At 45.6% G+C, this 23,525-nt stretch carries 24 protein-coding genes; 12 read left to right on the top strand and 12 right to left on the bottom strand.

Annotated features, from left to right (window positions below; genetic code table 11):
- Positions 1 to 30 precede the first annotated feature (30 nt).
- Genes EJ063_RS13145 through rlmM form a run of 4 tightly spaced genes read left to right on the top strand, consistent with a single transcriptional unit; the run spans position 31 to position 3,034 of the window.
- A complete protein-coding gene (locus EJ063_RS13145; protein WP_126574733.1) occupies positions 31 to 939 on the top strand; it encodes a transcriptional regulator GcvA in 909 nt (302 codons plus the stop codon).
- Complete coding sequence (locus EJ063_RS13150; protein ID WP_126574734.1) at positions 932 to 1,558, top strand: alpha/beta fold hydrolase; 627 nt, start codon at positions 932 to 934, stop codon at positions 1,556 to 1,558. The genes EJ063_RS13145 and EJ063_RS13150 overlap by 8 nt, the downstream gene beginning before the upstream one ends.
- Positions 1,548 to 1,946, top strand: a complete 399-nt coding sequence (locus tag EJ063_RS13155; RefSeq protein WP_126574735.1) for a DUF423 domain-containing protein — start codon at positions 1,548 to 1,550, stop codon at positions 1,944 to 1,946. The genes EJ063_RS13150 and EJ063_RS13155 overlap by 11 nt, the downstream gene beginning before the upstream one ends.
- The gene (gene rlmM / locus EJ063_RS13160) at positions 1,943 to 3,034 is read left to right on the top strand and encodes a 23S rRNA (cytidine(2498)-2'-O)-methyltransferase RlmM (protein ID WP_126574736.1); all 1,092 of its coding nucleotides are present in this window, start codon (positions 1,943 to 1,945) and stop codon (positions 3,032 to 3,034) included. Before EJ063_RS13155 ends, rlmM begins: the two co-directional genes overlap by 4 nt.
- Positions 3,035 to 3,244: 210 nt before the next feature.
- Here rlmM and xni read toward each other — a convergent pair whose 3' ends face one another.
- The 5 genes from xni to queF form a co-directional block, all read right to left on the bottom strand.
- The gene (xni, locus tag EJ063_RS13165) at positions 3,245 to 4,021 is read right to left on the bottom strand and encodes a flap endonuclease Xni (protein WP_126574737.1); all 777 of its coding nucleotides are present in this window, start codon (positions 4,019 to 4,021) and stop codon (positions 3,245 to 3,247) included.
- Positions 4,022 to 4,085: 64 nt separating this feature from the next.
- On the bottom strand, positions 4,086 to 5,447 hold the full coding sequence (ppnN, locus tag EJ063_RS13170; protein WP_126574738.1) for a nucleotide 5'-monophosphate nucleosidase PpnN: 1,362 nt from the start codon (positions 5,445 to 5,447) through the stop codon (positions 4,086 to 4,088).
- 209 nt (positions 5,448 to 5,656) lie between these two features.
- The gene (locus EJ063_RS13175; protein ID WP_126574739.1) at positions 5,657 to 7,222 is read right to left on the bottom strand and encodes a GGDEF domain-containing protein; all 1,566 of its coding nucleotides are present in this window, start codon (positions 7,220 to 7,222) and stop codon (positions 5,657 to 5,659) included.
- A 104-nt stretch (positions 7,223 to 7,326) separates the two neighbouring features.
- Complete coding sequence (locus EJ063_RS13180; RefSeq protein ID WP_126574740.1) at positions 7,327 to 9,597, bottom strand: tetratricopeptide repeat protein; 2,271 nt, start codon at positions 9,595 to 9,597, stop codon at positions 7,327 to 7,329.
- 13 nt (positions 9,598 to 9,610) lie between these two features.
- Positions 9,611 to 10,456 carry an NADPH-dependent 7-cyano-7-deazaguanine reductase QueF gene (gene queF, locus EJ063_RS13185; protein WP_126574741.1) on the bottom strand — a complete coding sequence of 282 codons (846 nt, stop codon included), beginning with the start codon at positions 10,454 to 10,456 and terminating at the stop codon, positions 9,611 to 9,613.
- 82 nt (positions 10,457 to 10,538) lie between these two features.
- Between queF and syd the strand changes: the two genes are divergently transcribed.
- From syd to EJ063_RS13210, 5 genes are all read left to right on the top strand, one after another.
- Positions 10,539 to 11,096: a SecY-interacting protein gene (gene syd / locus EJ063_RS13190; RefSeq protein ID WP_126574742.1), complete on the top strand. Its 558-nt coding sequence runs from the start codon at positions 10,539 to 10,541 to the stop codon at positions 11,094 to 11,096.
- Entirely contained in the window at positions 11,087 to 11,863 is a 777-nt protein-coding gene (locus EJ063_RS13195; protein WP_126574743.1) for a Zn-ribbon-containing protein, read from the top strand. The genes syd and EJ063_RS13195 overlap by 10 nt, the downstream gene beginning before the upstream one ends.
- A 273-nt stretch (positions 11,864 to 12,136) precedes the next feature.
- Complete coding sequence (locus tag EJ063_RS13200; RefSeq protein ID WP_126574744.1) at positions 12,137 to 14,278, top strand: TonB-dependent receptor plug domain-containing protein; 2,142 nt, start codon at positions 12,137 to 12,139, stop codon at positions 14,276 to 14,278.
- The gene (locus EJ063_RS13205) at positions 14,278 to 14,805 is read left to right on the top strand and encodes a YfiR family protein (RefSeq protein ID WP_244225190.1); all 528 of its coding nucleotides are present in this window, start codon (positions 14,278 to 14,280) and stop codon (positions 14,803 to 14,805) included. Before EJ063_RS13200 ends, EJ063_RS13205 begins: the two co-directional genes overlap by 1 nt.
- Positions 14,802 to 16,703 carry a diguanylate cyclase domain-containing protein gene (locus tag EJ063_RS13210; RefSeq protein WP_126574746.1) on the top strand — a complete coding sequence of 634 codons (1,902 nt, stop codon included), beginning with the start codon at positions 14,802 to 14,804 and terminating at the stop codon, positions 16,701 to 16,703. The genes EJ063_RS13205 and EJ063_RS13210 overlap by 4 nt, the downstream gene beginning before the upstream one ends.
- Before the next feature lie 24 nt (positions 16,704 to 16,727).
- Here EJ063_RS13210 and EJ063_RS13215 read toward each other — a convergent pair whose 3' ends face one another.
- The 4 genes from EJ063_RS13215 to EJ063_RS13230 are packed head-to-tail and all read right to left on the bottom strand — an operon-like array spanning position 16,728 to position 19,096.
- Positions 16,728 to 16,907 (bottom strand): DUF2897 family protein, encoded by a 180-nt coding sequence (locus EJ063_RS13215; RefSeq protein WP_126574747.1) that lies wholly within the window; start codon positions 16,905 to 16,907, stop codon positions 16,728 to 16,730.
- Between the two features lie 8 nt (positions 16,908 to 16,915).
- Positions 16,916 to 17,590 carry a M15 family metallopeptidase gene (locus tag EJ063_RS13220; protein WP_126574808.1) on the bottom strand — a complete coding sequence of 225 codons (675 nt, stop codon included), beginning with the start codon at positions 17,588 to 17,590 and terminating at the stop codon, positions 16,916 to 16,918.
- A gap of 2 nt (positions 17,591 to 17,592) precedes the next feature.
- Positions 17,593 to 18,726 carry a succinyl-diaminopimelate desuccinylase gene (gene dapE, locus EJ063_RS13225; protein ID WP_126574748.1) on the bottom strand — a complete coding sequence of 378 codons (1,134 nt, stop codon included), beginning with the start codon at positions 18,724 to 18,726 and terminating at the stop codon, positions 17,593 to 17,595.
- A 22-nt stretch (positions 18,727 to 18,748) separates the two neighbouring features.
- Positions 18,749 to 19,096: an ArsC family reductase gene (locus EJ063_RS13230; protein ID WP_126574749.1), complete on the bottom strand. Its 348-nt coding sequence runs from the start codon at positions 19,094 to 19,096 to the stop codon at positions 18,749 to 18,751.
- Between the two features lie 200 nt (positions 19,097 to 19,296).
- On the opposite strand from EJ063_RS13230, the gene EJ063_RS13235 reads away from it, so the two are divergent.
- Positions 19,297 to 19,584: a winged helix-turn-helix domain-containing protein gene (locus EJ063_RS13235; protein ID WP_126574750.1), complete on the top strand. Its 288-nt coding sequence runs from the start codon at positions 19,297 to 19,299 to the stop codon at positions 19,582 to 19,584.
- Positions 19,585 to 19,639: 55 nt separating this feature from the next.
- On the opposite strand, the gene EJ063_RS13240 is transcribed toward EJ063_RS13235, so the two are convergent.
- Both EJ063_RS13240 and EJ063_RS13245 read right to left on the bottom strand, forming a co-directional pair.
- Positions 19,640 to 19,972 carry a DUF4156 domain-containing protein gene (locus EJ063_RS13240; RefSeq protein WP_126574751.1) on the bottom strand — a complete coding sequence of 111 codons (333 nt, stop codon included), beginning with the start codon at positions 19,970 to 19,972 and terminating at the stop codon, positions 19,640 to 19,642.
- A complete protein-coding gene (locus EJ063_RS13245) occupies positions 19,956 to 20,297 on the bottom strand; it encodes a DUF2956 domain-containing protein (RefSeq protein WP_126574752.1) in 342 nt (113 codons plus the stop codon). The genes EJ063_RS13240 and EJ063_RS13245 overlap by 17 nt, the downstream gene beginning before the upstream one ends.
- An 84-nt stretch (positions 20,298 to 20,381) precedes the next feature.
- Here EJ063_RS13245 and EJ063_RS13250 point away from each other — a divergent pair, with 84 nt between their 5' ends.
- The gene (locus EJ063_RS13250) at positions 20,382 to 20,915 is read left to right on the top strand and encodes a TPR domain-containing protein (protein WP_126574753.1); all 534 of its coding nucleotides are present in this window, start codon (positions 20,382 to 20,384) and stop codon (positions 20,913 to 20,915) included.
- A gap of 101 nt (positions 20,916 to 21,016) precedes the next feature.
- On the opposite strand, the gene nrfA is transcribed toward EJ063_RS13250, so the two are convergent.
- Positions 21,017 to 22,447, bottom strand: coding sequence for an ammonia-forming nitrite reductase cytochrome c552 subunit (gene nrfA / locus EJ063_RS13255; RefSeq protein ID WP_126574754.1), 1,431 nt, complete (start codon positions 22,445 to 22,447; stop codon positions 21,017 to 21,019).
- Between the two features lie 489 nt (positions 22,448 to 22,936).
- Between nrfA and nrfB the strand changes: the two genes are divergently transcribed.
- Positions 22,937 to 23,524, top strand: coding sequence for a cytochrome c nitrite reductase pentaheme subunit (gene nrfB / locus EJ063_RS13260; protein ID WP_126574755.1), 588 nt, complete (start codon positions 22,937 to 22,939; stop codon positions 23,522 to 23,524).
- Position 23,525: the final 1 nt, after the last annotated feature.

Genomic DNA, 23,525 nt, shown 5'->3' on the forward strand with positions numbered 1-23,525 from the left:
AAAAACTAATCCATTTTATAGAAGGCTAGTATGTCCAGAAGATTGCCACCTTTGAACTCTTTAAAAGTGTTTGAAGCCGCTGCACGCCACTTGAGTTTTACTCGTGCTGCAGAGGAGTTGTTCGTTACTCAAGCCGCTGTCAGTCATCAGATCAAAGCGCTAGAAGAGTTCCTTGGCTTAAAACTGTTCCGTCGCAGAAACCGTTCTTTATTGCTTACTGAAGAAGGCCAAAGCTACTTCCTTGATATTAAAGATATCTTTACCTCACTGGCCGAAGCGACCGATAAAGTATTGGAACGTAGTGAAAAAGGCGCGTTGACCATCAGCTTACCACCGAGCTTTGCGATTCAATGGCTAGTTCCGAGATTGGCCGACTTTAATCAGCAAGAACCGGATATCGACGTACGCATTAAAGCGGTTGATATGGATGAAGGTTCGCTGACGGATGACGTCGATGTGGCTATTTACTACGGCCGTGGCAATTGGCCTGGTTTACGAGCAGATAAGCTTTATCAAGAATTCTTGATTCCACTCTGTTCACCTTCGTTACTATTGGGTAACAAACCATTAGAAACTCTAAGTGATTTGAAACAGCATACGTTACTTCATGACACTTCTCGAAAAGACTGGAAACAATTTGCTAAGCAGAATGGTATTGAGGGCGTGAATGTTAACCACGGCCCAATTTTCAGTCACTCAACCATGGTTCTGCAAGCAGCCGCGCATGGCCAAGGTGTGGCACTGGGTAATAACGTGTTGGCTCAACCAGAACTGGAAGCCGGACGCTTGATTGCCCCTTTTGATGAAGTCTTATTGTCAAAGAATGCCTTTTATGTTGTTTGCCATGATAAGCAAGCCGACATGGGGCGTATTGCCACCTTCCGTGATTGGATGTTAGCGAAAGCGCAAAGCGAACAAGAGGAGCTGCTTGATGAGTGATTACTTGATTGACGGTGAAAAAGGTCAGCCAATGTTCATTTTTGCTCATGGAGCAGGGGCGGGCATGGATCATGCGTTTATGGAAGCGGTCGCCAAAGGTCTGGCGAAGCGAGGCATTCAGGTTGTGCGCTTTAATTTTCCATACATGGTGAAGCGAGCTGAAGATGGTAAAAAACGTCCGCCGGATCGTGCGCCGAAGTTACTAGATGCTTATGAGGCGGTGATTCAAGAGTTCGCTGCAGACAAACCGATTGTGATTGGCGGTAAGTCAATGGGTGGCCGTATGTCGAGCTTGTTAGCGGATAACGACAAGGTTGCTGGTGTTGCTTGTTTAGGTTTCCCATTCCACCCGCCAGGCAAGCCTGAAAAGTATAAAGGCGACCATTTGGCTGAATTAGCCACGCCCACTTTGATTCTTCAAGGTGAACGCGACACGTTTGGTAAGAAAGAAGAGTTTGAAGATTTTACATTGTCGGAATCGGTCAATGTGCAGTTCATCCCCGATGGTGATCATAGCTTCAAGCCACGTAAAAGTTCAGGCTACACAGAAACGGGCAATATACAGTTGGCTGTAAAACAGCTCGCTCAGTTTATTTTTGAGGTGTACGGTGAAAAGTAAAACATTACTTGTTGCTGGTGGAGCATTTGCTGGTGTTGGTGTCGCGCTAGGCGCTTTTGCTGCGCATGGATTGAAGAAAATGCTTTCGCCGTATTTGGTGGAAGTTTTTCAAACTGGTGTGCAGTACCAGTTTATTCATGCCATCGCTATTTTGCTTTGCGCCGTCCTTATTCAGCTAAAATTGCCTACTAAGTCACAAAAATATTTCGCCCTTGCCGCAATTTGCTTTATCATCGGCATCTTTTGTTTTAGCGGCAGTCTTTACGCTATGGCATTAACGGGCATTAAGTGGTTTGGACCCATCACCCCATTGGGTGGAATGACGTTTATGTTGGGCTGGGGCTTGTTCGTCTACGCAGCGCTACAAATTACAGAGGTGAAACAGTGAAACAATTAATGCTCTACTGCCGCAGTGGCTTTGAGAAAGAGTGTGCCGGTGAAATTCAAGATCGTGCGACTCAGCTAGAAGTATTTGGTTTCCCTCGCGTAAAGAAAAATAGTGGCTACGTATTATTTGAGTGCTACCAAGAAGGCGACGCTCAAAAACTAGTAAAAGAGTTAGATTTCAAATCACTGATCTTTGCTCGCCAGATCTTTGCGGTGGCTGCAGAAATTCAAGAACTGCCACGTGAAGATCGTATCTCGCCAATTCTGCATGATTTGAGCTTTGTTGAATCAATGCCTCGTTGTGGTGATATCCGCATCGAAACGCCAGATACCAATGAAGCGAAAGAGCTGTTGAAGTTTTGCCGTAAGTTTACCGTGCCAATGCGTCAGGCGTTGCGCGGAAAAGGGATTTTGTTCCCGAAAGATAGCCCGAAGAAGCCCGTTCTGCACATCTGTTTTGTTGAACCAGGCCATTGTTTTGTTGGTTACTCACTGCCAAACAACAACTCTCAGTTCTTCATGGGGATTCCGCGTCTTAAGTTCCCAGCGGATGCGCCAAGCCGTTCGACGTTGAAGCTAGAAGAAGCCTTCCACGTTTTCATTCCTCGTGAAGAGTGGGATGAGCGTTTGGCTGCTGGTATGTGGGGTGTTGACCTAGGTGCTTGTCCAGGTGGTTGGACGTACCAACTTGTTAAGCGTTCGATGTTTGTTCACTCAGTGGACAACGGCATGATGGCTGATAGCTTGATGGATACAGGTCAGGTAAAACACCACCAAGAAGACGGCTTTAAGTTTGAGCCAGCACGTAAGAACGTAACATGGCTTGTGTGTGACATGATCGAAAAACCATCACGCGTAGCACAGCTGATGGGTGAGTGGATCATCAGTGGTTGGGCGAAAGAGGCGATCTTTAACCTGAAACTGCCGATGAAAGGTCGTTATGACGAAGTACTTCAAGACATCGAAAACTTGAAAGTTTTCCTTAAAGACAATGATGTGAAGTTCAAACTTCAAGCGAAGCATCTTTACCATGACCGTGAAGAGATCACGGTTCACGTTCAGTGTCTATCGAACATCTCACCGCATTAATTAAGAGCTGAGCGGATTTCGCTGCTCAAATACATTCTGTCATTCCCTAGACTGACGGAGGAAGGAGTAGGGAATCTCTAAAGCTTTTCGACTTGCTTTGAGAGACCCTCAACTCATTCGTTCCTCATTCTCGAGGATGACTTAAATAAAACAAAGGGTTGGCTAAGTGCCAACCCTTTTTTGTATCTGTCGTGTTGTTCCGAAATGTGTTTACTCATTTGGCCCATTAAAGCGCAGATCTTGCAGGTTAAACCCAAGCTCAATATCGGTTTTCAAGGCAGCAATCAGCTTACATTTCCTTGCGGCCTCAATGTGCTCATCCAGCTTTTTTCGATACTTCGGTGCCAGCTCTTCGCTAGTATACGCTTGTTCAATATCAGTGAACTGCGTCAGAATCTCTTTCGCCGCTTTTGGTCCAACGCCAGGCACACCGGGTACTTGGCTAGAGCTAATGCCGGTTAAGCCCCAATAATCAGACAGTTGACTCGGCTTTACGCCAAACTCTTTTTCAATAAAGGGTTCATCTAGCCAGCGGTGCTGGAAGTAATCTCGAATCTGCAGGGTAGGAGAGAGCAGCTGACAGTAGCCCTTATCGGTCGAGATAATCGTTACCTTTTCATTGTGACTTGCCACTTTCATTGCCAAGGTTGCGACTAAGTCATCCGCTTCATCACCGTCAGAAAGCAACGAATCAATGCCTAATTTCCACCACGCATCTTGAATGCTCTCTAACCCTTGCATCAAAGGTTCAGGCATAGGCTTACGGTTCTGTTTGTAGTCAGGCCAAATCTCTGCGCGCCACCCTCGTTCTTGAAGGTGATGATCAAACACGGCAATGATGTGAGTTGGTTGCGACTCGGAAAGAATGCGATTTAACGTTCTTGAAGTGGTCGAAATGGTTCTTGCTATATCGGTCGGGTCAGGTTGTGCGGAATGCACTCGACGAATAAGGTTTAACGCATCGATAATAACAAGATGAATAGACATACGAATCAATAAAATAAGGGCACTAGGCCCTTATTGTATCGGATGAGTGTGAGATTACCAGAAACTAACTGGTCTTGATTTGATAACAAGGCTCGTAAGCGGTACCACCCGGGAGCTTCATACGGTCTTGCTCGACAAAATCTTGCAGCAGCTTATCCATCTTCTTCATTAGGTCGACGTCGCCGTCAAGGACGAATGGCCCGTGACGCTCAATTTCACGAATCCCTTCCGCTTTAACATTACCCGCGACAATGCCTGAGAACGCTTGACGCAGAGCCGCCGCTAAGTTTTCAGGGCGTTGGTTAAGATGCAGGTCGAGGCTTGCCATGTTGTCGTGAGTCGGGTCAAACGGCAACTGGAACTCAGGCTCAATTTTCAGTGACCAGTTAAAGCTGTAAGCATCGCCGGTATCTTTACGATGCTGACGCACATCGGCCATGCTCTGTTTCATAATTTTCGCCACTTTGGCCGGATCGTCTACGACGATTTGGTAATGCTTCTGGGCATCTTCACCTAAAGTGTCACCAATAAAGCGGTCAATCGAACGGAAATACTCTTCACTCTCTTTCGGCCCTGTCAGCACAATTGGCAATGGTTGTTCGGTGTTATCCGGATGCATCATAATACCAAGGATGTAGAGCAGTTCTTCTGCGGTTCCGGCACCCCCCGGGAAGATCACAATGCCGTGGGCCATACGAACAAAGGCTTCTAAGCGCTTTTCAATGTCCGGCATGATCACCAATTCATTGACGATAGGGTTTGGCGGTTCAGCAGCAATGATAGACGGTTCAGTAAGGCCAAGATAGCGCTGCTCATAGTAACGCTGCTTAGCATGACCGATCGCCGCGCCTTTCATTGGGCCTTCCATTGCCCCCGGGCCACAACCGGTACAGATGTTCATTTCACGCAGGCCGAGTTCATTACCCACTTCACGCGTATATTGGTACTCGATGGCGTTAATGGAGTGGCCGCCCCAACATACGACTAAGTTAGGCTCAATGCCTGGCGTAAGAGCACCGGCATTACGCAAAATACCAAACACTAGGTTAGTGATGTGGGAAGCGTTGGTCAGATTTAGGCGTTGGTTGTCGGCAAGGTGCATGTTGACGTAAACAATATCTCGCAGCACTGAAAAGAGGTGTTCTTGAATCCCTTTAATGATTTCACCGTCCACAAAAGCATGTTCAGGCGCATTATTGAGCTCAAGCTTGATGCCACGTTCACGACGAACCACGTTGACGTCAAACGACTTGTATTTATCGAGCAGTTCTTTGGAATTATCGGTGTGGCTGCCTGAGTTGAGAACCGCAAGCGTACAGTTGCGATAAAGCTGGTACAGATCACTAGCAGCGGTCTTTTTAAGGCGCTCAACTTCAAGTTGAGAGAGTAGGTCCATACTACCGGCTGGACTGATGTGTGTGATCATAATGACCTCCTTGACGAAATGCTTACTGAGAGCAAGCGAACAGTCGTTGTTATTATTGTCCTTATGCAAACCTCACGTTTTAAGCGAGGCAACAGTCTATTAAGCTTAGCAGGTTTTTAGCAGTAAGGAAGCTAACTGACTGATATATAAAGGGCAGTCACAAAATTAGCGAATTAAGGGAGTGATAAAGTGAGGGTGTCTTGAGGAGGTTAGCGCCAAACGAGCTGGCTTTTCCCCAAGCTTTTGGCTTCATTTAGACACAGATTCAAGCGTTCTAACACTTCTTCTGGAGTGTCAGAATCTTTAAAGGTAGTACACGCGGCAGATAACGTAATCATCAAATTACGGTCGCGGAACTTAAATGGCAATTTCGATACTTGACTCTGAATGGTTTGAATCAGTTTGAAAACATCATTATCAGATTGCTCTGGCAGTAACAAGATGAATTCTTCGCCTGAGAAACGCGCAACAGTATCCGTGTCTTGTAGTTCTTTCTTGATGGTGCGAGCAATGATCTTCAGTGCTTTGTCACCTGCAGTGTAGCCGAAACTGTCATTAATGGATTTGAATCCATCAATATCGAGTAACACGATGCGTAAGGAGTGTTGAGCTCGAATCCAACGACGGTATTCTAATTCCAGTCGATCCCCAAATGCCGCGCGATTATAGACCTTAGTCAATGGATCTAACAGCATACGCTCTGCCTGATCTTCAAGGCGGCGACGGTAATCTTGCGTGACTTCAAACAACGCTTCCAATTGAGTTTTGCCATAGCCCATACGTTCCAACAGAGCTTGCTCTCGTTGTTCAGCATGTTTCAGACGTTCTGTTAGTGAGTTGAGTTGGTCAAACAGAGGTGAGACTTCGCTCTTAAGCTCTGTGAGATCTTCAGCCCCATTCACTTTCGCTTGGGTGTCAGAAAGCAGTTCACTCAACTCAGAATTCATCTCTTGTCGATGGTCAAAATAGCTTTGAGATTGCTGGACGTTTTGTGCAGAGCTTTTCAGTGAAGATGAAAGAGAGGCATTGACTTGTTCAAGGAACTGTTCAGAGGTTTTACGCTCAAAGTTGGTACCTTCTATCACCAGCTTTAATGTCTGAAGCGTCAGCTCAAGCAGGGTGTGAGTATTGACACCGATTAACAGCTTGGCGCGAATATCGGTCAGCAATTCTCCGGATTCGCCTTCAAAGTCGAGCTCAGTGATAAGGTGTTGAAGTTCATCAGAGAGTCTCAACAACAGCTCTCGATCAGAGCTGTTAGCGATTTGGTTAACACTGTAGTCAGGGTTAGAAGTAATGATCTTAACAGAACGTTCGTATAGACCGAGTAGTCGTAGGGCTTGTTCAGACTTAGGGTGAGATAAACCGTTGGAATAGCTGAGAAGATCACGCAAGTCACGTTTGATCTTTGCAGGCAGCCCCGTTAAGCGCAGTAGCGTTTCTCCACTGTGCTTTATCTGGGTATCGAGATGTTCAGTTTGTTTATCCATAGCCAAGCCTTGTTGTTTCAACAAGCGCTCTAATACCGCGAATTTCGGTATGAGAGTACTGACGTCCTGTTGCTGTTCGATAGCTTGTTTTAATTCCATAAGCCCCGCTTGTAGTCGCGGGTTATCGCTTTTATAGGCACTACTTAAAGACGTGACAAGACGCTGCAGTACCTTCTGTTCTCTTTTAAATTTGAACGAGGTATCGCGTTGTGTCAATCGAACTTGCTCTAATTGAGATTTCAGATTGTGCAGCTGTGACTGAAGGTCTTGCTCAAGAACGCCCATGAAAATATAAACTTAAAGATAATTTCTACTTCTATTTATCAATCTGTAGATAATATCAAATAATTTCAGCGCGTCACGACTTAGTACGTTTGTTTGATGAGCTTTTATTCATCTTTTAAGAGTTTTTTGATGCTGTCCTCATTCTTGAACGAAGAGTGTACTTTTATTAACCCTTGATTTATTGAATGCTTACAAGCTTTACGGATATTACCCGTCGCCAAACTTGCTGCAGGCGCATTTTCAATCGCCTTTAAGTAGACCCACTGACTTGAATGCTCTTTCATACTGAGTGTACGTGCAGTGCTGGTCGACATAAGCAACAAGTCGACTAGTTCTTTATCATTAACCGCAGTGTAAGCTCTTGGTAGGAAGGGGTAATCCGCCATACCAATACGAACGACTCGGTTCAGAAGGCGCTCTGGCTCGAACTCTGAAATCCATTGCTGCACTTTACTGAACAACAATTCAGGATCGGTGCTGCGCTCATTGTTTGGTTCAATATAAAGAAGGTTCGCATCCGAAAAGTGGTAGATACGCGCAGGGTGCTCCACTTTTTGCTTCATGTACTCACCGAAAGCTCGTTCCAGTTTTAGGCCTTCTTGGTAACCGTGTTGTAGGTACATATTGCGTAAGAACGGAATGTCGATCATGACAAAACGTAGGCGATCATTCAAAGGCTCATGGATCAATTCACCCACATGCCACTTTTCAAACTTGTGACTACTTTCTTCTAAAGAGGCAGGCAGCTTGGCATTGAGCATGCGCAAGTTTCTCAGTCCAGAGCGAGAATGAGTGAATAGGTTTTCGTTGAGCGTATCAAGTTCATTTTTCTGTAGATTAATAATGTGACCGCGGCGCAATAAGAAAATAAACAGCATCGCACACAGAACGAATAAGGTTAGCGTGATCTTTTGGAACTTGCGGTATTCATTATGAATCTGGTCGAGTTCTTCTTTTTGTCCCGTTAAATGCAGAGTCTGCTCAACAAAGTCTTTTTGCTGACGGAAAGCATCTTCACTGATTAAATCCAGTTCTTGCTGCTCAATGGTGGCCAACGAGTTGTAGTATTCCAAATACTCCAATGCAAGCTTGTAATTACCACTCAGTTCGTAGCCAAAGTAAAGCAGTTGATAAGATGCTTTTTGGGTCGGAAGGTCCTGTTCTTTTTGCGCAATTTCGAGTGCTTTGGTCGCATTCTCGATGACTTTCTCTGGCTGTGCCTGATGTTTCGCTAGACCACCTTCTAATAGGTAAGCGTAGGATTGCAAACGAGGAATATGGGCAAATTCGAGCAGTTCTTTCGCTCGGTCGAGGTATTGCTCTGCCAATGTGTAATTGACGAGCTGTAAATAAGTTGCAGCCAGAGAGATGCGAATGTCGATGACGCTTTCAATGTTGTTTTGCATGCGTTCATGGTCCATCGCGTTGAAATAGTGGACCAGCGCTAGATTGTATTTGTTTTGGCGATAATAAATATCACCCATACGCTTCAAAATAGGCGCTAAAAGTGGTGAGGCTTCATAATTGTCGTAGAAATCCGCCGCCTGAGAAAAGTGATTGTTGGCTTTATCTAATACTTTACGCTCGTAGAACAACTGGCCCAGAATTTGGTTCACTTCAGCCAACTGGCGCGCCGAATCACTTTCGATCGCTTTCCAATAGCTAATCAAGAGTTCAGACAGAGCTCGGTTGTACTTTTTGTTGCGCAGCAGATGCTTACCTAGCGTGGTGTGGTATTCGATTAGGGTGTAGCTTGATTTCGCATTATCAACAAACGGTTTCGCTTCTGAATACAGCTGATTGGCCAGTTCTAGCTCGCCGCTCGCCGACGCAATATCGGCTTTGAGCATGGTGGTTTTGTATTTCAAACCACGAGCGATCAGTTGAGGGTTCTCTATTTGTGTGAAATTGCTTTCAAGTTGTCTTATTTGCTCCACGGCCGTGGCCTGATCACCATCCATTAACCACTTAAGGCGAATCTCGAGCAAGCTCAGATCGATTTGAAGATAAGGCAGCTTGTAGGTTTTAGCGATCGTTTGAGCGTGTTCAAGATGACGTAACGCACTTTGCTTACTGCCCAAGTTGAATTCGGCTTTGGCAAGAATCTTGAGAGCATCAATGGTGCCACCTGGAGTTCGGGTGCGACTGTCACTTTCGTCACGAGATATCGCTGAAGGGCTCTTTTCAGTTTTGTCAGAAAGAGTACGCTGAGCAAGGTAGTTAGACGCCAATAATTTAGCTTGCTTTGGCACCACCTCGACTAGGCTATTTGCTTCATTCAGTACCACCGATGAATAGATGGTACTTGCCAACAGTGGTGAAGAAACAATGAGCAGCAATGTGGCGATAATATGTTGCCAGCGTACTTTTAGCATTCTGAGTAAATCCCTATTGACGAGCCATGCGTTGATTGTGGTTTGGTTGAGCGGTGACATTAGAACGGAACGGGTTAATGTCGAGACCACCTCGGCGAGTATAACGCGCATAAACCGTTAATGATTCTGGCTGACAGAATTCCATAATATCGGTAAAGATACGTTCGACACACTGCTCATGGAACTCGTTGTGCTCGCGGAACGAAACGATGTAACGCAGCAGGGCTTCACGATCAATTTGCTTACCTGAGTATTGAATTTCTACGCTGCCCCAGTCTGGTTGATTGGTGATCAAACAGTTTGATTTAAGCAAGTGGCTGTGCACGCTTTCTTCAACCACTTCACCATTTGCAGCACCAGAAAGTAGGGTACGATCAAAATCATAGTGGGTGATTTCAATGTCTTGGTCATCGATGCAGTCGCCGTCCATCGTTACGATGAGTGAATCGGTGTAATCCACAACAGAGCGAACCGTTACACTCACTTCTTCGCCCGCGCAGTTCGACAGATCTTTAATCAGTGTTTTTTCAACGTCGTCCCAGTTAGCGAAACGAGTTTGGTTGAAACTGTTTAAGTACAGCTTAAAAGATTTTGATTCGATAAGGTTTGCGCTGGTGGCAGGAATGGAGACTTCACCCACGGCCACTTGCGGCAAGCCTTTTTCAGACAGCCAAGATAACTCATACAGCGTCCAGATATCGCAGCCTTCAAAAGGCAGTGAATCACCCAGATTTAGATCATCACGGTTTAGGCTACGAGGAACTGGTTGAAGTAGGCTAGGGTCGTATTGGTTCGCGTATTCAGTTTTTTGACCAAGGGTTAGGCCAGCAAGCTCTTTCGCATCAGAATATTTGCTCATACTTTTGTTCGTTTTCTATTAGAATGACGAGAATTTTACGCAATCCCGCTTCCAAAAGCGAATATTCATGTTGGAGAATCTAATGGCTGATAATGCTTTACAAGCGTTGCTCTCATTCAGTGAAAAATACCGTCAGGCGCACCTAGATGTTTCTGGTCACTTACCAAAAAGCGAAGAGCTGGTGGATCTGGTCTCACCTTGTGTTGAAAGCAAAACGGACGACGCTGTTGAATGGCAAGCAGTTGAGCGTGAAAAGCCGGCTGATTTTACCAATGTCGAGAATGGCATTGAGCTGACATTGCATGATGACATCAAGACTTTCTACGGCTCGCAATACAGCGCGGATATGGACGCAACCTGGCAAGGCAATGAGTTGACTCTGTTGCAAGTATGGAGCGACGAAGATTTTACCCGCCTGCAAGAAAACATCTTAGGTCACTTGGTCACTCAGCGTCGATTGAAGCTAAAACCAACGGTATTTATTGCGGCAACGGATGCGGAATTAGATGTTATTTCGATCTGTAACCTTTCTGGCAACGTCGTTCTGGAACGTTTAGGCACAGATAAACGTGATGTGCTCGCGAACGACATCGAAGAGTTTCTTTCTAAACTTGAGCCAGTGGTATCGGCATGTATGTAGTCGAACTTCAATTTGAGTGTTTCGATAACACTACGGTGTCGGCTGTCGATAAGGCAATCAATGGCTTGATGGATGCGCTGCGCTATAACGGTCAAGTATTAGGGCGTGAGTTTCCTATCGTGATGGGTGATGGTGAGTTTTTTGTTCGAGTAGTGTGTCCGGAGCAAGACAGCTTGCATCCGAACTATCATTCAGATTTCGTTAAGGTGTGCCTAAATCGCTTATCAGAGGCGAGCTTATTGGCACCAAAAATGCGCCTTCTCGGCCGAGACTTGAACTCAGAAGAGGCGGCTGAAGATGAAGCGCCGAGCTGGCAAGTGCTGTACACGACCTATGTCCATACGTGTTCACCTTTACGCTCAGGCGAAACCTTACTGCCAATCCCCCTTTACCGTAATGGTGCAACACTCAATGGTGACCATAAAGCGGTGGTTAAGTGGCAAACCGAGTGGCAGGCGTGTGATGAGATCCAAATGGCGGGTGGGTGTCGCGCTGAACATGCTGCCCTGCATGAGATTTGTGATGCCGACAGCGTGTTGTTCAAGCGTGGCTGGGATCTGCGTGGCCGTATCGAATACATCACTAAAATTCCAACCTACTACTATCAGTATCGTGTGGGTGGGAAGAGCCTTGAAGATGAAAAAGCACGTACATGTCCGAAGTGTGGTGGTGAGTGGCTGCTAGATGAGCCATTGCACGATATCTTCTACTTCAAATGCGATGATTGCCGAATTGTATCGAATATGTCTTGGGATCATATTAAGTAGCGATAATTCGACGAGCAGTGAGTTAAAGCGTCTCTTGTTTTAAGAGGCGCTTTTTTATGCTCAAAGACAAGAGAATTGCATTGTCCTTACATTGAGTTTAATAAGCGGAATTTTCCGACACGACAACAAATCAGAATCGAACTGGCATGTTATGTAAATGATTGATTATTATGCAAATGATATAATGGTCGACGTCATTTATTATAGATTCGCTGTGAGACGACTAAAAAAGGAGTTCTGTCAAAAACTTACAGCGTATAACGAGAATATTCCATGCGCTTACCATTATCAGCAATCGCTGTGTCGACCTCTTTCCTTCCTTCCTTGACATACGCTGACTATGACCTTGAATCTTTACTAGAACTCCCTTTCTGTTCTCTCGCCGAGACGAAAGTTGTCTCTGCCACTCGCAATGCACAAAGTCTTGTCGATGTTGCTGCCTCTATCTACGTCATCACCGCCAAAGAAATTAACCGCTCAGGCGCTCGCTCTGTTGCCGATGCCTTAGCATTAGCGCCGGGGTTGCATGTTGCTAAATACTCAAATTATGACTGGGGAATTACCGCTCGTGGTCAGAATCAGGCATTAAGTAACAATCTATTGGTGATGGTTGATGGGCGCAGCGTGTTTAACCCTATGTTTTCAGGCGTTGATTGGGATTTAATTCCAGTCAGCATGGATAACATCGCGCAGATTGAAGTTGTTCTTGGCCCGGTTGGGACGATTTGGGGGGGCAATGCCGTCAATGGTGTCGTGAATATTTTGACCAAGGATGCCGAGAGCGCGCCAAACGGCAAAGTGACGGTTAAAAAGGGTGACTACAACTATTCGGAGTATCAACTTCATGAGTCGACCTCGATAGGAGACTATGCCAACTTAAGTGGCTACTTTGAATTTGTTGACCACATGCCATGGACCAGTGACGAAGTGCGAGTTCAACCGAATCAAGATTTTAATGTTTACACAGAACGTTTCGGAACTCGCTTCGACTATCAAAAACTGGCGCATACCTTAAGCGTTCAGGCAGGTGGAATTCGCTCACGTGAAGATTATCAATGGGGAGCGTACCAACCTCATTTCCTTTTCCCAGGCCAACCTAGTTCTTCTAGCTATGAGACTGAAATGACCATGCAAGAGTATTTTGCCGGGCTTCAGCATATCTATGACTTTTCAAACGGAGATAGCTGGGAAAACAAGTTTTGGTTCACTCAGAGCTCTCATGATGGGACCGACCGCAACGCGAGTTTCTGGCGCATTGACTTAGACACACACTATTCGATTAATGATGCTTGGGGCACGCAACTGAGCATTGGCGGCAATGTACGAATTATTGATGAACAGTTGGGTGAATACAGCGCCTATGAACAATATTCGATGCCTTATGTGCGAGTGACCGATGACGCGACTTTCTTAAACCAGAGCTATGGCATTTATACCAACTGGGACATTCCGCTGGGTGATAAGACTCTAATGACGCTCGGAAATCGGTTCCAGTACAATAAGTTAACCAATAGTGTAGAAAAACAGCCACAGTTTAGGCTGAGTTACCAACTGTCTGATTCCCAACGACTGTGGGCCGGTTGGGGGCGTGCAGTGGTCACTCCTTCACGCTTGGAGTTAGCGACAACGTTTCAAGAGAACTACTACGTGGAGTCTGGCGCGTATGACAGTGTTGGCAACCAATATGACTACTTAGTCAGCTACTTGTACCAAGGCAACGAAAACTTAGATATCGAAACGGTTGAAACCTACGAGTTAGGCTATCGCCTGTGGGACAGTAATCTATTCCAGCTAAGCCTTAGTGGCTTTTACAGCATTCATGACAATATTCGAGCACTGAAAAGAGTCGGAGCTGAAGGTTGGACAATCTATGGACAATCATCACCGGGTACGATTGGGACCTACATTGAGCGTTATACCTCTCAATACATTGATCCGCTTTGGTCAGAAACCATGGGCGGGGAAATTGCGCTTAAATGGCAGCCAACGACAGACGTCCAAATTAACGCCAACTACAGCTATAAACGCATTGTTGGACATTGCCAAGGTGATATCTGCGGAAATAATGACGCGGTAAAACGCCAACTCGAAAACCAACCGAACCACTTTATCAATGCGCAGGTCATGTGGGACATCTCGCCGCAGTGGTGGGCCAGTACGACGATGCAATATGTGTCTAAATCTAAGCTACATCCCGACTTTATCGACGATCCTAGTTACATTTGGCCACAAGTTTTTAGTGTGGATGCTTCCCTAAGTTGGCAAGCAGCGGATTGCATGCCTCGACTTACTGGCAGTGTGGAAAACTTAGGTGCGGATCAAAAGACAGAGTACCCAGACTCACTGCGCCCATTTAACAATGGCACGCAATATTGGCTAACCATGGAGTGGAACTACGGAGCGGTTGATTGGTGATGCACAGTAAGTCGCTATACCTTAAGCATTTCATTCTTGCTATCGGGTTATGTTTACTGCCGCCATTGGCGTGGTCAAAGGTAGATGAAGATTTGAAAGCCGTATATCTGTTCCGATTTGCGTTGTTGGCCGATTGGAGTGGAACGGGCATCAACTCTGAGTACATCGAATATTGTGTCACCTCTAACTCGGAGGTGACTAAACGACTGCAATCGATCGTTGAAAGCAAATCTGACCTTGCCCGTTTTCATTTGTTGCTTTCAGGACATTCTGCCGAGACTTGCCACATTTTGTTTGTTGAGCAAGCGAACGTGGGCCAAATCGTACAGTTAAAACAGCAGTACCCTCATGCGTTACTGGTTGGAGATGGCGTCGATTTTATTGCCAGTGGCGGCATGATTGCATTTATCAAAGTACGAAATCGCATTCGCCCGTTGATTGCACGAGCGAACGTTCGTCAGACTGGTGTGAGGCTGCGATCTCAGCTGCTAGAAGTCTCTGAGCTATATAATGGAGGGGAGGTATGACACTCGTTCGATTTGCCCAACTCCCTCTGCGATACAAGATGATCTTACCAACTTGGTTCATGGTGATGCTGATCGTGGCTGTGATTGGTGTGCCTGCTATTCATCTCTTGGTGATTTCCCAGCGAGATGCGCAAGACACTCGTATCCAGATATTGTCTCAAGGGGTAGCGACAACCTTACAAGCAGCCTTGATGTTTGACGACTCGATAACAGCCAAACAGCAGTTGGTTAATCTAACTTTCGACCCTGTGATTATGGCCGCCAAAGTGGTGAACAGCACAGGGGATACCATTGCAGAAATACATCAGCTACCCCAAAGCTGTTACTGGCATGAGCAACAAGTTCATTGTAGCGGCATTACCTACAACACGGCGGAAACCGATATCACGATGGCGGGTGATCAGCTCGGTAAATTGGTTGTGTGGGAATCATTGGAATCATTAGAACGCCAAGAGCAAAGGCTGTTCTTGTTGCTGGTGGTTCTGACGTTGTTTATCTCTTTCTTATCGTGGGGGATGGCTCGCATACTGCATAGCGTGATTGTTAAGCCATTAACCAGTTTACATCGCTCAATGGAACAGATGATCGCCAATGGTTTAACCAAGAGTCAACTCTCTATCCTGAATGACGATGAAGTGGGCAAGCTCACGGTCTGTTTTAACGACATGATGGCAAGCTTGGTCGAGCGTGAACGTGATTTACAGCGAGCCTTGAGTCGAGTAGAGCAAAAACACCGATATATTCACGGTGCATTGGACGTGATGAAACGTGGTGTGATGGTAGCGTCGCCCGGTAACTTGGTGAACTACTGCAACCCATTGGCAGTCAGGGAAGTGTTTAATGATGATCGCAGTAAGGCAACGCGAGAAGTGCTGGAAAAGCGCTTTGAGCCTAAAGCGGCGGTTGAATCCATTATGGACGCGATTGAGCATCATGAGTCACTGTCCTCCATTGAGCTCAAGACTCAGCAAGGGGACAAGCGTTATCGTGTCAGTTGTCATCCTATGCAGGAAACCACGCAATCTCTGATACAGTTTCACGATATTACTGAGCATAAGTTAGCGGAAAAGCGCCGTGTCTTGTTGGATTTGATGTTTGAGCAAAACCAAGATGCGTTGTTGGTACTGGATCGAAGCCTGCGGATTGAAACTCAAAACTCAACTGCACAAAACTGGTTTGGGGCGCTGGCAACGGTTGCTGATTTGCCAGTGAAAGCGGCATCATTGTTTGATCCACAACGACAGAAAGAGCTGCTGAAGAATGGCCAATTGGTTTGCCAAGTCGATGCTCGACATCAGAAAAAGGGCTGGACGCCTTATGAGTTGAAAGTTCGAGCGTTGAAAAGTCCAGATGGAAAAGTGGAAGCGTTTGTCGTGAGCTTAACGGATCAGAGCATCGGGATGGAGCTAAAACGTTTAAGCTTTGAGGCAAGCCATGATCCATTGACGGGGTTAGCTAACCGATCCAAGGCGTTAAGAACTCTAAAAAGTCGTCATCGTAAAGGGGAATCTCAATTTATTCTCTTTTTGGATCTCGACGGTTTTAAAGCGGTCAATGACCAATTTGGTCATGGGGTGGGTGATGAGCTGCTGCGTGTCGTTGCTAAGCGTTTGATTGGCTCTATTTCAAAGCAAGATATGGTGGCTCGTATTGCGGGAGATGAGTTCTTGATTGGTGTTAGAAGCTCGGGCCAATGTGAGGCAATTGCTCAACGTCTTATTGAAACTCTAGCCAGACCGATTGTTATCAATGAGAGTCACTGCAATGTAACGGCGAGTATTGGTATTAGCTTTTGGCCCGCGATAGACACCACCACCTTAGATGACAAAATTGCTCAGGCGGACAGCAATATGTACGTCGCCAAGCGTTTAGGAAAAAATCGCTTTTATATGACGTAGTGCAATCGCAGTGATTGGTGCTATTTACTGAGAGTGTTTATCGCTCTCAGATTCTGGCTCTTTTTTATCCGCTGCCGTTTCATCTGGCTTTTGGGTCATAGGGCCAAATTTCATTTTTGCGGTGTATTTTAATGCCGCAATGTTGCCGATGATCACGCTCAACACGATGACAATAATAACCCAAGGGTTAGTGAGAAATTCCATAGTTTGGCCTACAGCGAAATATTGGTGATATAGCGATTGTAGATGGTTTCTAGGCTGTCTAACACTACTTCTTGACCAATTAGCGAGCTAGATTCTAGCTGCTGTTGCAATGTAGACAGTGTCAGTTGCTCTAAACACAGGGCTGCCGTTTGTTTGTGGCTAATGTGCCAAGGCTCAGGAGCGACTCCGCCCTTATCTTGTTGGTAAGGGAAAAAGAAACCAAAGTCAGCTAAATTGTCTTTTAACCATAGGTAGAAGGCCTGCTGGTGGCCAGTCAAATATTCCCACGGTTCAAGTTGTAATGTGCTATCTGCTGGTAGCGCATGCCTATCAAATACATCAAAGTCACAACCCCAGTGGTGTCGACTGCCACCAGGTAACGCTGACCAACGCAAAATAGCTAAGACTTTTTCTTTTTCGGACAATAATGACGTGTCGAGTGGTTGGCTATTGCTATCTAAAATGGCGGTTTGTCCCGACATCTTTCGATTCCAGATCATCATTTGTCGTTCGAAATCACGAAATCCGCTGGCGATATTAAAGGTGAAACCCGCTTGGTCTGCAGCATGTTTGAGGGCAAGTAAATCTTGCACCACTTGATGGTGAATCAGGAAAGATTTTTGACCAATGAAAGTATCCACCAAGTGGGTGGATACTTTACCGGTTAACTGCTCTGGCGTCATTTTCACGCAAGAAGGTTCTCTAACGTTTTCTGGTACATGTCGGTTAGCTTCTCAAGGTCGTCAACCTTAACGCACTCGTTCACTTTGTGAATGGTTGCGTTTACAGGGCCAAGCTCAACAACCTGACCGCCCATACGTGCGATAAAGCGACCATCAGAGGTTCCGCCTGTTGTCAGTAGCGCTGGTTTGGTCTGATTAACCTTATCCACCGCATCAACAACCGCATCTAGCAAAGCACCAGTGTCGGTTAAGAACGGGTCGCCATTGAACGTCCATTTCAGATCGTAATCAAGGTCGTGCTTGTCGAGGGTCTCGGTCACTCGTGACACGATGGCATCATTGTTCAGCTCTGTGCTGAAACGCAGGTTAAACTGAACGTTGAACTCACCTGGGATCACGTTTGACGCACCGGTGCCGGCATGAACGTTTGGAATTTGGAAGCTAGTTGGCGGGAAGTAAGCATTACCTTGGTCCCATTCCGTCGTTGCCAATTCATGAATAGCCATGAGAGATTGGTGAACCGGGTTTCTTGCAAGGTGAGGGTAAGCCACATGACCTTGAATGCCCTTAACGGTTAAATCACCGGTAATGGACCCGCGACGGCCGTTTTTAACCACATCGCCCACAATCTCTGTACTTGAAGGTTCACCAACAATACACATGTCGATGTTTTCACCGCGCGCCATTAGCGCTTCTACCACTCGAACTGTACCGTTGATGAATGGGCCCTCTTCATCAGAGGTAATCAAGAAACCAATCGAACCTTTGTGGTTAGGGTTTTCAGCAATGAACTGCTCAACCGCAACCATCATACTGGCCAGCGATCCTTTCATATCAGCTGCGCCGCGACCGTGTAAGAAACCATCTTTAATGGTTGGTTCAAATGGTGGGGTGTCCCATTGCTCGAGTTTACCGGCTGGCACAACGTCGGTATGACCGGCGAAGGCAAACAGAGGCGCTTCGTTGCCACGGCGAGCCCAGAAGTTAGTCGTGTCTTCAAACACCATCACTTCAATTTCAAAACCAAGCGCCTTTAAGCGTTCAATCATTACGTCTTGGCAACCTGCATCTTCAGGCGTTACCGATTGGCGGCTAATTAAATCTTTTGCGAGAGCCAGAGTTGGGCTGTCTGTCATCCTTGAAATCCTTTCGAAAAAATTATGAGAAAATTGCGGCGTACTGGTCAGCTTTAAATCCTAGGTGGTAGCTGTCACCAGAAACGAGAATAGGGCGCTTAATCATTGCAGGCTGTTCTACAAGCAGCTCGATTGCATTTGTTTCGTTCAATGAATCTTTTTGTTCTTGCGTAAGCTGGCGGTATGTCGTGCCACGTTTGTTTAGCACGTTTTCCCAGCCCAGTTGCTGACAAAACAGTTCTACCATCGCTTTGTCGACACCTTGCTTGCGGTAGTCATGAAAGCTGTATTCAACACCTTCTGCTTCAAGCCATTTCTTGGCTTTTTTGATCGTGTCGCAGTTAGGAATGCCGTACATAGTGATTGTCATTGTAAAACCTTTGAAGTGACTTTTTTGTTATTTCAGCATCCTATCAGGAAGTGATCACAGAGACAAAAGTGTGATGGATATATTTCATTGGGCAAAAAAAATGTGTATCAAGCGATGACGATCGTAGAGTTTTTGATCAAACGCAACACATAGCAGGGCAAAACAGAAATAATGACCTTAGAAATTTATAGGAGGTATCAATGGAGTTGAGTCCTGTTTTTGCGAGGCGCTTGTATCTTGCATTATTGGTTGAAAACTTAGAGCGCCCAAATGTCCCGAAACTGGTCGAGCAAACAGGCTGGCCACGCCGTACGATTCAAGATGTGATTAAAGCCCTTCCGGGGATTGGCATCGAACTTATGTTTGTCCAAGATGGACGACGGCACAATGACGGCTATTATCAGCTTTCGGATTGGGGACCATTCGACAGTCAGTGGGTAATAGACCGACGTACAGATATAGCAGCAAGCTTAGGCTTTAAGGCTTAAATAAAAACCTAGTGGAGACACTAGGTTTTTTAGTTTCTGCGTGTATAGGATCAGTTCAAGGACAAACGTAGGCGTTGCCCATCAGAGTAAAGGAGGTAACAAAGTCTTGTGGGTTAACCATATACACGGTATTTGCACCTAACTGACTAGCTTGATTTTTGATGTCATTGAGTGCGCCTCGGATCAGGACATCGTTAGGGAAAAACAAGTAGCTGTACCAATGTCCTTCACTGCCCGTCACTTCACCTAACCATTGACAGCTGTCGGCATTGAAAGAGCCATCAATTCTTAAATGGACCGATTCAGCGCTAGGGGCCATTTGAGTGACTGGCGTCGAACAACCGACTAAAAACAGTGCGCCGATAAGCAGACTAATTCTGGCTAACATAAGCAATAAATCCTATCCAGCTGATGATGAGTAAAGCCCAAGGTAACAGTGTACTCTTATTTTCTGATGTCGGAGTCGTCACTTCGGCTGCAGTTTCTGTCTCAATCGATTGAGAAGTTTGCTTGGTTTTTTGCGCTTTTTTCTTTGCTTTGTCGGCTTGTCGTGAACGTTCTTTCTGCTGCTTTTTATATTGAGCGATACCTTTTTCAATACCTTGAGCTACCAATTTAGTTTGCTCTTTGGTTTGGCCTGGCTTTTGAGTCGCTTTGGCTATTTTCATCGCTTCTGATTGGGTTTCTTGAGAGGGAACGACTTTATTTTTCATTGTGATAGGTCTTGCGAGATCAAAGATAGTTTTATCCTATCACGATATAATTCCCAGATACTGTACAAAATCATGAGTCTTTGAATGAAACGTATTTTGCTCGCCAGTTTTGCTTTGTCGGTTCCTTTGTACTTTTGGTTACAAGGGGAGCAACCTCAGCCAAACATGGACGATACGTTAGCTCAAACTCATTCTGAGTGGATGGACTCAATTCAACAACAACTAAAGCAAGATCCCAACCAAGCAGAGTTATGGTTTCAACTAGGCCATGGCTACTTAAACAATCAAGAATTCGCATCTGCGCTAACCTGTTTTGATTATGCGGCGCGTCTGAGTGATGCGCCTTCTGCCAGTCAATTAGCAGCCAAAGCGACGGCACTCTATTACGTCAAAAAGCAAAGAATGACCGATGAAGTGCGTAGCTTACTTAGTCAAGCCTTAGCCCTTGAGCCTAAAAACTTAACCGCGTTAGCGCTCATTGCCAGTGACCACTTTATTAGTTTCCGCTATCAAGAAGCTGTCGAGACATGGACACTGATGCTTGATTCCAATCATTCAGAATTAGACCGAGAATCTGTTATTCGCTCATTAAACCAAGCGAAAGCTTTGATGAATTAAATACTATTCTTATTACTGAAATTAGACAGTAGTTAAAGAGAAAAACCGGCGAACTTCGCCGGTTTTTTGGGTTTTTAATATGTGGGAGAAGGGCGGGGGAGTTAGTATTGAGACTCGCGCTCCTCGGCTGCTTTATCCCAATCAGGAACGACCGTCTTCAAGAAGTTTTCTTTGTCAGCGTTCATTTTTTCCATGTCCATACCAAGTGCTTGCTGCGCAGCCGCTTTAGTCGAGATATCAGGCAACTCTACAGGATCGGTAATGCCTTTTTTCGCCAGTAGACGCACTAGCTTAGTTCGAGCATCGGCTGCGCGGTCAACCGCTGTACCAAGCACTTCTAACGCCACTTCTGGTGCATGCATGTGAACCCCGTGAGAGGCAATCGCATAGTCCCAGCGCCACTGTGCATGACGAATATCTTGCAGGATATCTTTCATTTCAGTTTCGGTAGCGCCTGCATCCCAAGCAGCACCTGCTTCAAAGTGCGCAGCGACAATTTGTTTCTCAGCCGTCAGCTTCATGTTGAGCACTTGCGCTTTACGAGTCGAAACGATCTCTTGCATCTGCTCTTTAGATTGAGTGTGGCAGCTTGCACAGGTGTCTTCGAAACGGTCGAATGGGTTACCCACTTTATGGTCGGTATAAACTGTCCCGTCTTCTTTGGTCACTTTTGGCATATGGCAATCCACACAAGCGACTTTGTTTTTGCCGTGAATACCATCACGCCATGTCTCATAGCCTGGGTGTTGCGCTTTTAGCATCGGCGCTTTGGATACTTTGTGTGTCCAGTCTTTAAAGCCAAGTGCATCGTAGTACTCTTCCATATCGTCAACGGTAGTCCCTCTATCCCAAGGGAATTTAACCGCGTTTTTCTCTGATTTAACGAAGTAGTACTCAACGTGACACTGACCACACACTGAGGCTTGTTGATCGAGGCGAGACTGCTGTTCAAAAGGTTTATCAATCGCTTCGAATGCGCGCTCGACATACGGTTTCGCTAATGCAAGTGCTGGTTCACCATTCTTGAACCCTTCACTACGGGTATCGTGGCAGTCAGCACAGCCAATGGGGTTGACCACTTGTTCGCCAAGGCGTGCCCATTTGCCTTCAAAGTAACCATCTTCACCACGTTCATCAATGATTCGACCTACGTCAGGGCTTTTACAGCTCCAACAAGCCATCGGCATCGGGCCAGAGGTTTCATCTTGTGGTGCGCCGGTACGTAGTGTTTGTCTTACGTCATCGACCGCGTAAAAGTGGCCACGGGCTTTGTTGTAGTCTTTTGCAAAGCCATAACCCGCCCATAGAATCACCATGTTTGGATCTTCTGCTAAGGCGTCTTCGAGATGTTCACTTTCTGAGGTGGCTTTCCATGAGTGGTATTGATCTGGGTGTTGCTGCTCGTACGCATCGTTACGAGGATCAATGAGAGCTTTATTTTCGGATGCAGCAACGCTTGTGAAGCTCAATAATGAGCTGGCCACAATCGCTAATGCTGCAGCGGATTTCGGTATCCAACGCAATTTATTCACAGTGCTATCTCCGTATTCTGTTTTTATAAGCAGCGTTGTGAACTGGCTATATTCCAAACTAAGAACTGGAGAAACTGATATATATTGTAATAAAAAGAAACAATTGAAATAACCGGTTAATAAATGTTCATTGTTTAAGATCAATTTTACCTAGTGATCCAGTTCAAATTGAAGTTTATATACCCCTAAAGGGTTAGGTTGAGTTTTGTTGGAGATAAAATGAAACTTATTATCATCAATGGTTTAGTACATTAACCATTTTTTATTTAAGGTGATTGAGATCGAATTTTGAGCAGTTGTGGCTACCCCTAAAGAGTGGTAGGAGTACTATATTAATGAATAGCGTTGTGGCTTTTCCAAAATAAGAATTGATCTCATTTGATGTGTTCTTTCTATGTCTATTTAGAACAATCAAAGGGCTTTAATTTTTATCCGTATATCGAATTATTGTTTGCGCAATAACAGGTACGGGAATAAGGAAAGGATAATATGGGCAATATAAAGTTGGCCATAGTCATAATGCTAAAGTCACTTCTAGCATTTTGCCTCTATGGTTATTCTCTTCATGCCGTTGCCGACACTTCAACTGTGCAGTCTGAAGAAAAGTCAGCACGTCATGAGGTCACGCTTATCCGTGACAAGGATTATAAATGTATCCAATGTCATAAGGATTCTAAACAAACCCTCCAAGAGTCTCATGGTGAAGACGCGCACAAAATTCTTGGCCGCGAAGTCAACTGTACCGAGTGTCACAATAATATCGGCCCTGACCACCGTGAAGGTGCACCCGTTGTGACCAAATACTCTAGCGCGCAGTCTCAGCCGGGAACCGAGAAAGTCTTTCTTGATCCTGAAGCGATCTTAAAGGCCAATAGTCAGTGTACTGACTGTCACCAGCCAAAGTATCTGCGTGATGACAGCTGGACGCACGATGTCCACGCCAAGAATCTCACTTGTTCAAATTGTCATGATGTTCACGCAAGCAAAACCAAGGTGTTAGGTCTTGAGCGCAAAGAACGCATCAAGCTATGTGTCGATTGTCACTCTGACTTTAATCAGCTGAAAAAGGAGAAGTAGT

This window comes from Vibrio aquaticus, from assembly GCF_003970385.1.
In the GTDB taxonomy this organism is placed as follows: Bacteria; Pseudomonadota; Gammaproteobacteria; order Enterobacterales; family Vibrionaceae; genus Vibrio; species Vibrio aquaticus.

Coding starts and splice junctions, on each gene's coding strand:
- EJ063_RS13145 (WP_126574733.1), top strand. CDS start 31: ATGTCCAGAAGATTGCCACCTTTGAACTCTTTAAAAGTGTTTGAAGCC.
- EJ063_RS13150 (WP_126574734.1), top strand. CDS start 932: ATGAGTGATTACTTGATTGACGGTGAAAAAGGTCAGCCAATGTTCATT.
- xni (WP_126574737.1), bottom strand. CDS start 4,021: ATGTCTATTCATCTTGTTATTATCGATGCGTTAAACCTTATTCGTCGA.
- ppnN (WP_126574738.1), bottom strand. CDS start 5,447: ATGATCACACACATCAGTCCAGCCGGTAGTATGGACCTACTCTCTCAA.
- EJ063_RS13175 (WP_126574739.1), bottom strand. CDS start 7,222: ATGGGCGTTCTTGAGCAAGACCTTCAGTCACAGCTGCACAATCTGAAA.
- EJ063_RS13180 (WP_126574740.1), bottom strand. CDS start 9,597: ATGCTAAAAGTACGCTGGCAACATATTATCGCCACATTGCTGCTCATT.
- queF (WP_126574741.1), bottom strand. CDS start 10,456: ATGAGCAAATATTCTGATGCGAAAGAGCTTGCTGGCCTAACCCTTGGT.
- syd (WP_126574742.1), top strand. CDS start 10,539: ATGGCTGATAATGCTTTACAAGCGTTGCTCTCATTCAGTGAAAAATAC.
- EJ063_RS13195 (WP_126574743.1), top strand. CDS start 11,087: ATGTATGTAGTCGAACTTCAATTTGAGTGTTTCGATAACACTACGGTG.
- EJ063_RS13200 (WP_126574744.1), top strand. CDS start 12,137: ATGCGCTTACCATTATCAGCAATCGCTGTGTCGACCTCTTTCCTTCCT.
- EJ063_RS13205 (WP_244225190.1), top strand. CDS start 14,278: ATGCACAGTAAGTCGCTATACCTTAAGCATTTCATTCTTGCTATCGGG.
- EJ063_RS13210 (WP_126574746.1), top strand. CDS start 14,802: ATGACACTCGTTCGATTTGCCCAACTCCCTCTGCGATACAAGATGATC.
- EJ063_RS13215 (WP_126574747.1), bottom strand. CDS start 16,907: ATGGAATTTCTCACTAACCCTTGGGTTATTATTGTCATCGTGTTGAGC.
- EJ063_RS13220 (WP_126574808.1), bottom strand. CDS start 17,590: ATGACGCCAGAGCAGTTAACCGGTAAAGTATCCACCCACTTGGTGGAT.
- dapE (WP_126574748.1), bottom strand. CDS start 18,726: ATGACAGACAGCCCAACTCTGGCTCTCGCAAAAGATTTAATTAGCCGC.
- EJ063_RS13230 (WP_126574749.1), bottom strand. CDS start 19,096: ATGACAATCACTATGTACGGCATTCCTAACTGCGACACGATCAAAAAA.
- EJ063_RS13235 (WP_126574750.1), top strand. CDS start 19,297: ATGGAGTTGAGTCCTGTTTTTGCGAGGCGCTTGTATCTTGCATTATTG.
- EJ063_RS13240 (WP_126574751.1), bottom strand. CDS start 19,972: ATGTTAGCCAGAATTAGTCTGCTTATCGGCGCACTGTTTTTAGTCGGT.
- EJ063_RS13245 (WP_126574752.1), bottom strand. CDS start 20,297: ATGAAAAATAAAGTCGTTCCCTCTCAAGAAACCCAATCAGAAGCGATG.
- EJ063_RS13250 (WP_126574753.1), top strand. CDS start 20,382: ATGAAACGTATTTTGCTCGCCAGTTTTGCTTTGTCGGTTCCTTTGTAC.
- nrfB (WP_126574755.1), top strand. CDS start 22,937: ATGGGCAATATAAAGTTGGCCATAGTCATAATGCTAAAGTCACTTCTA.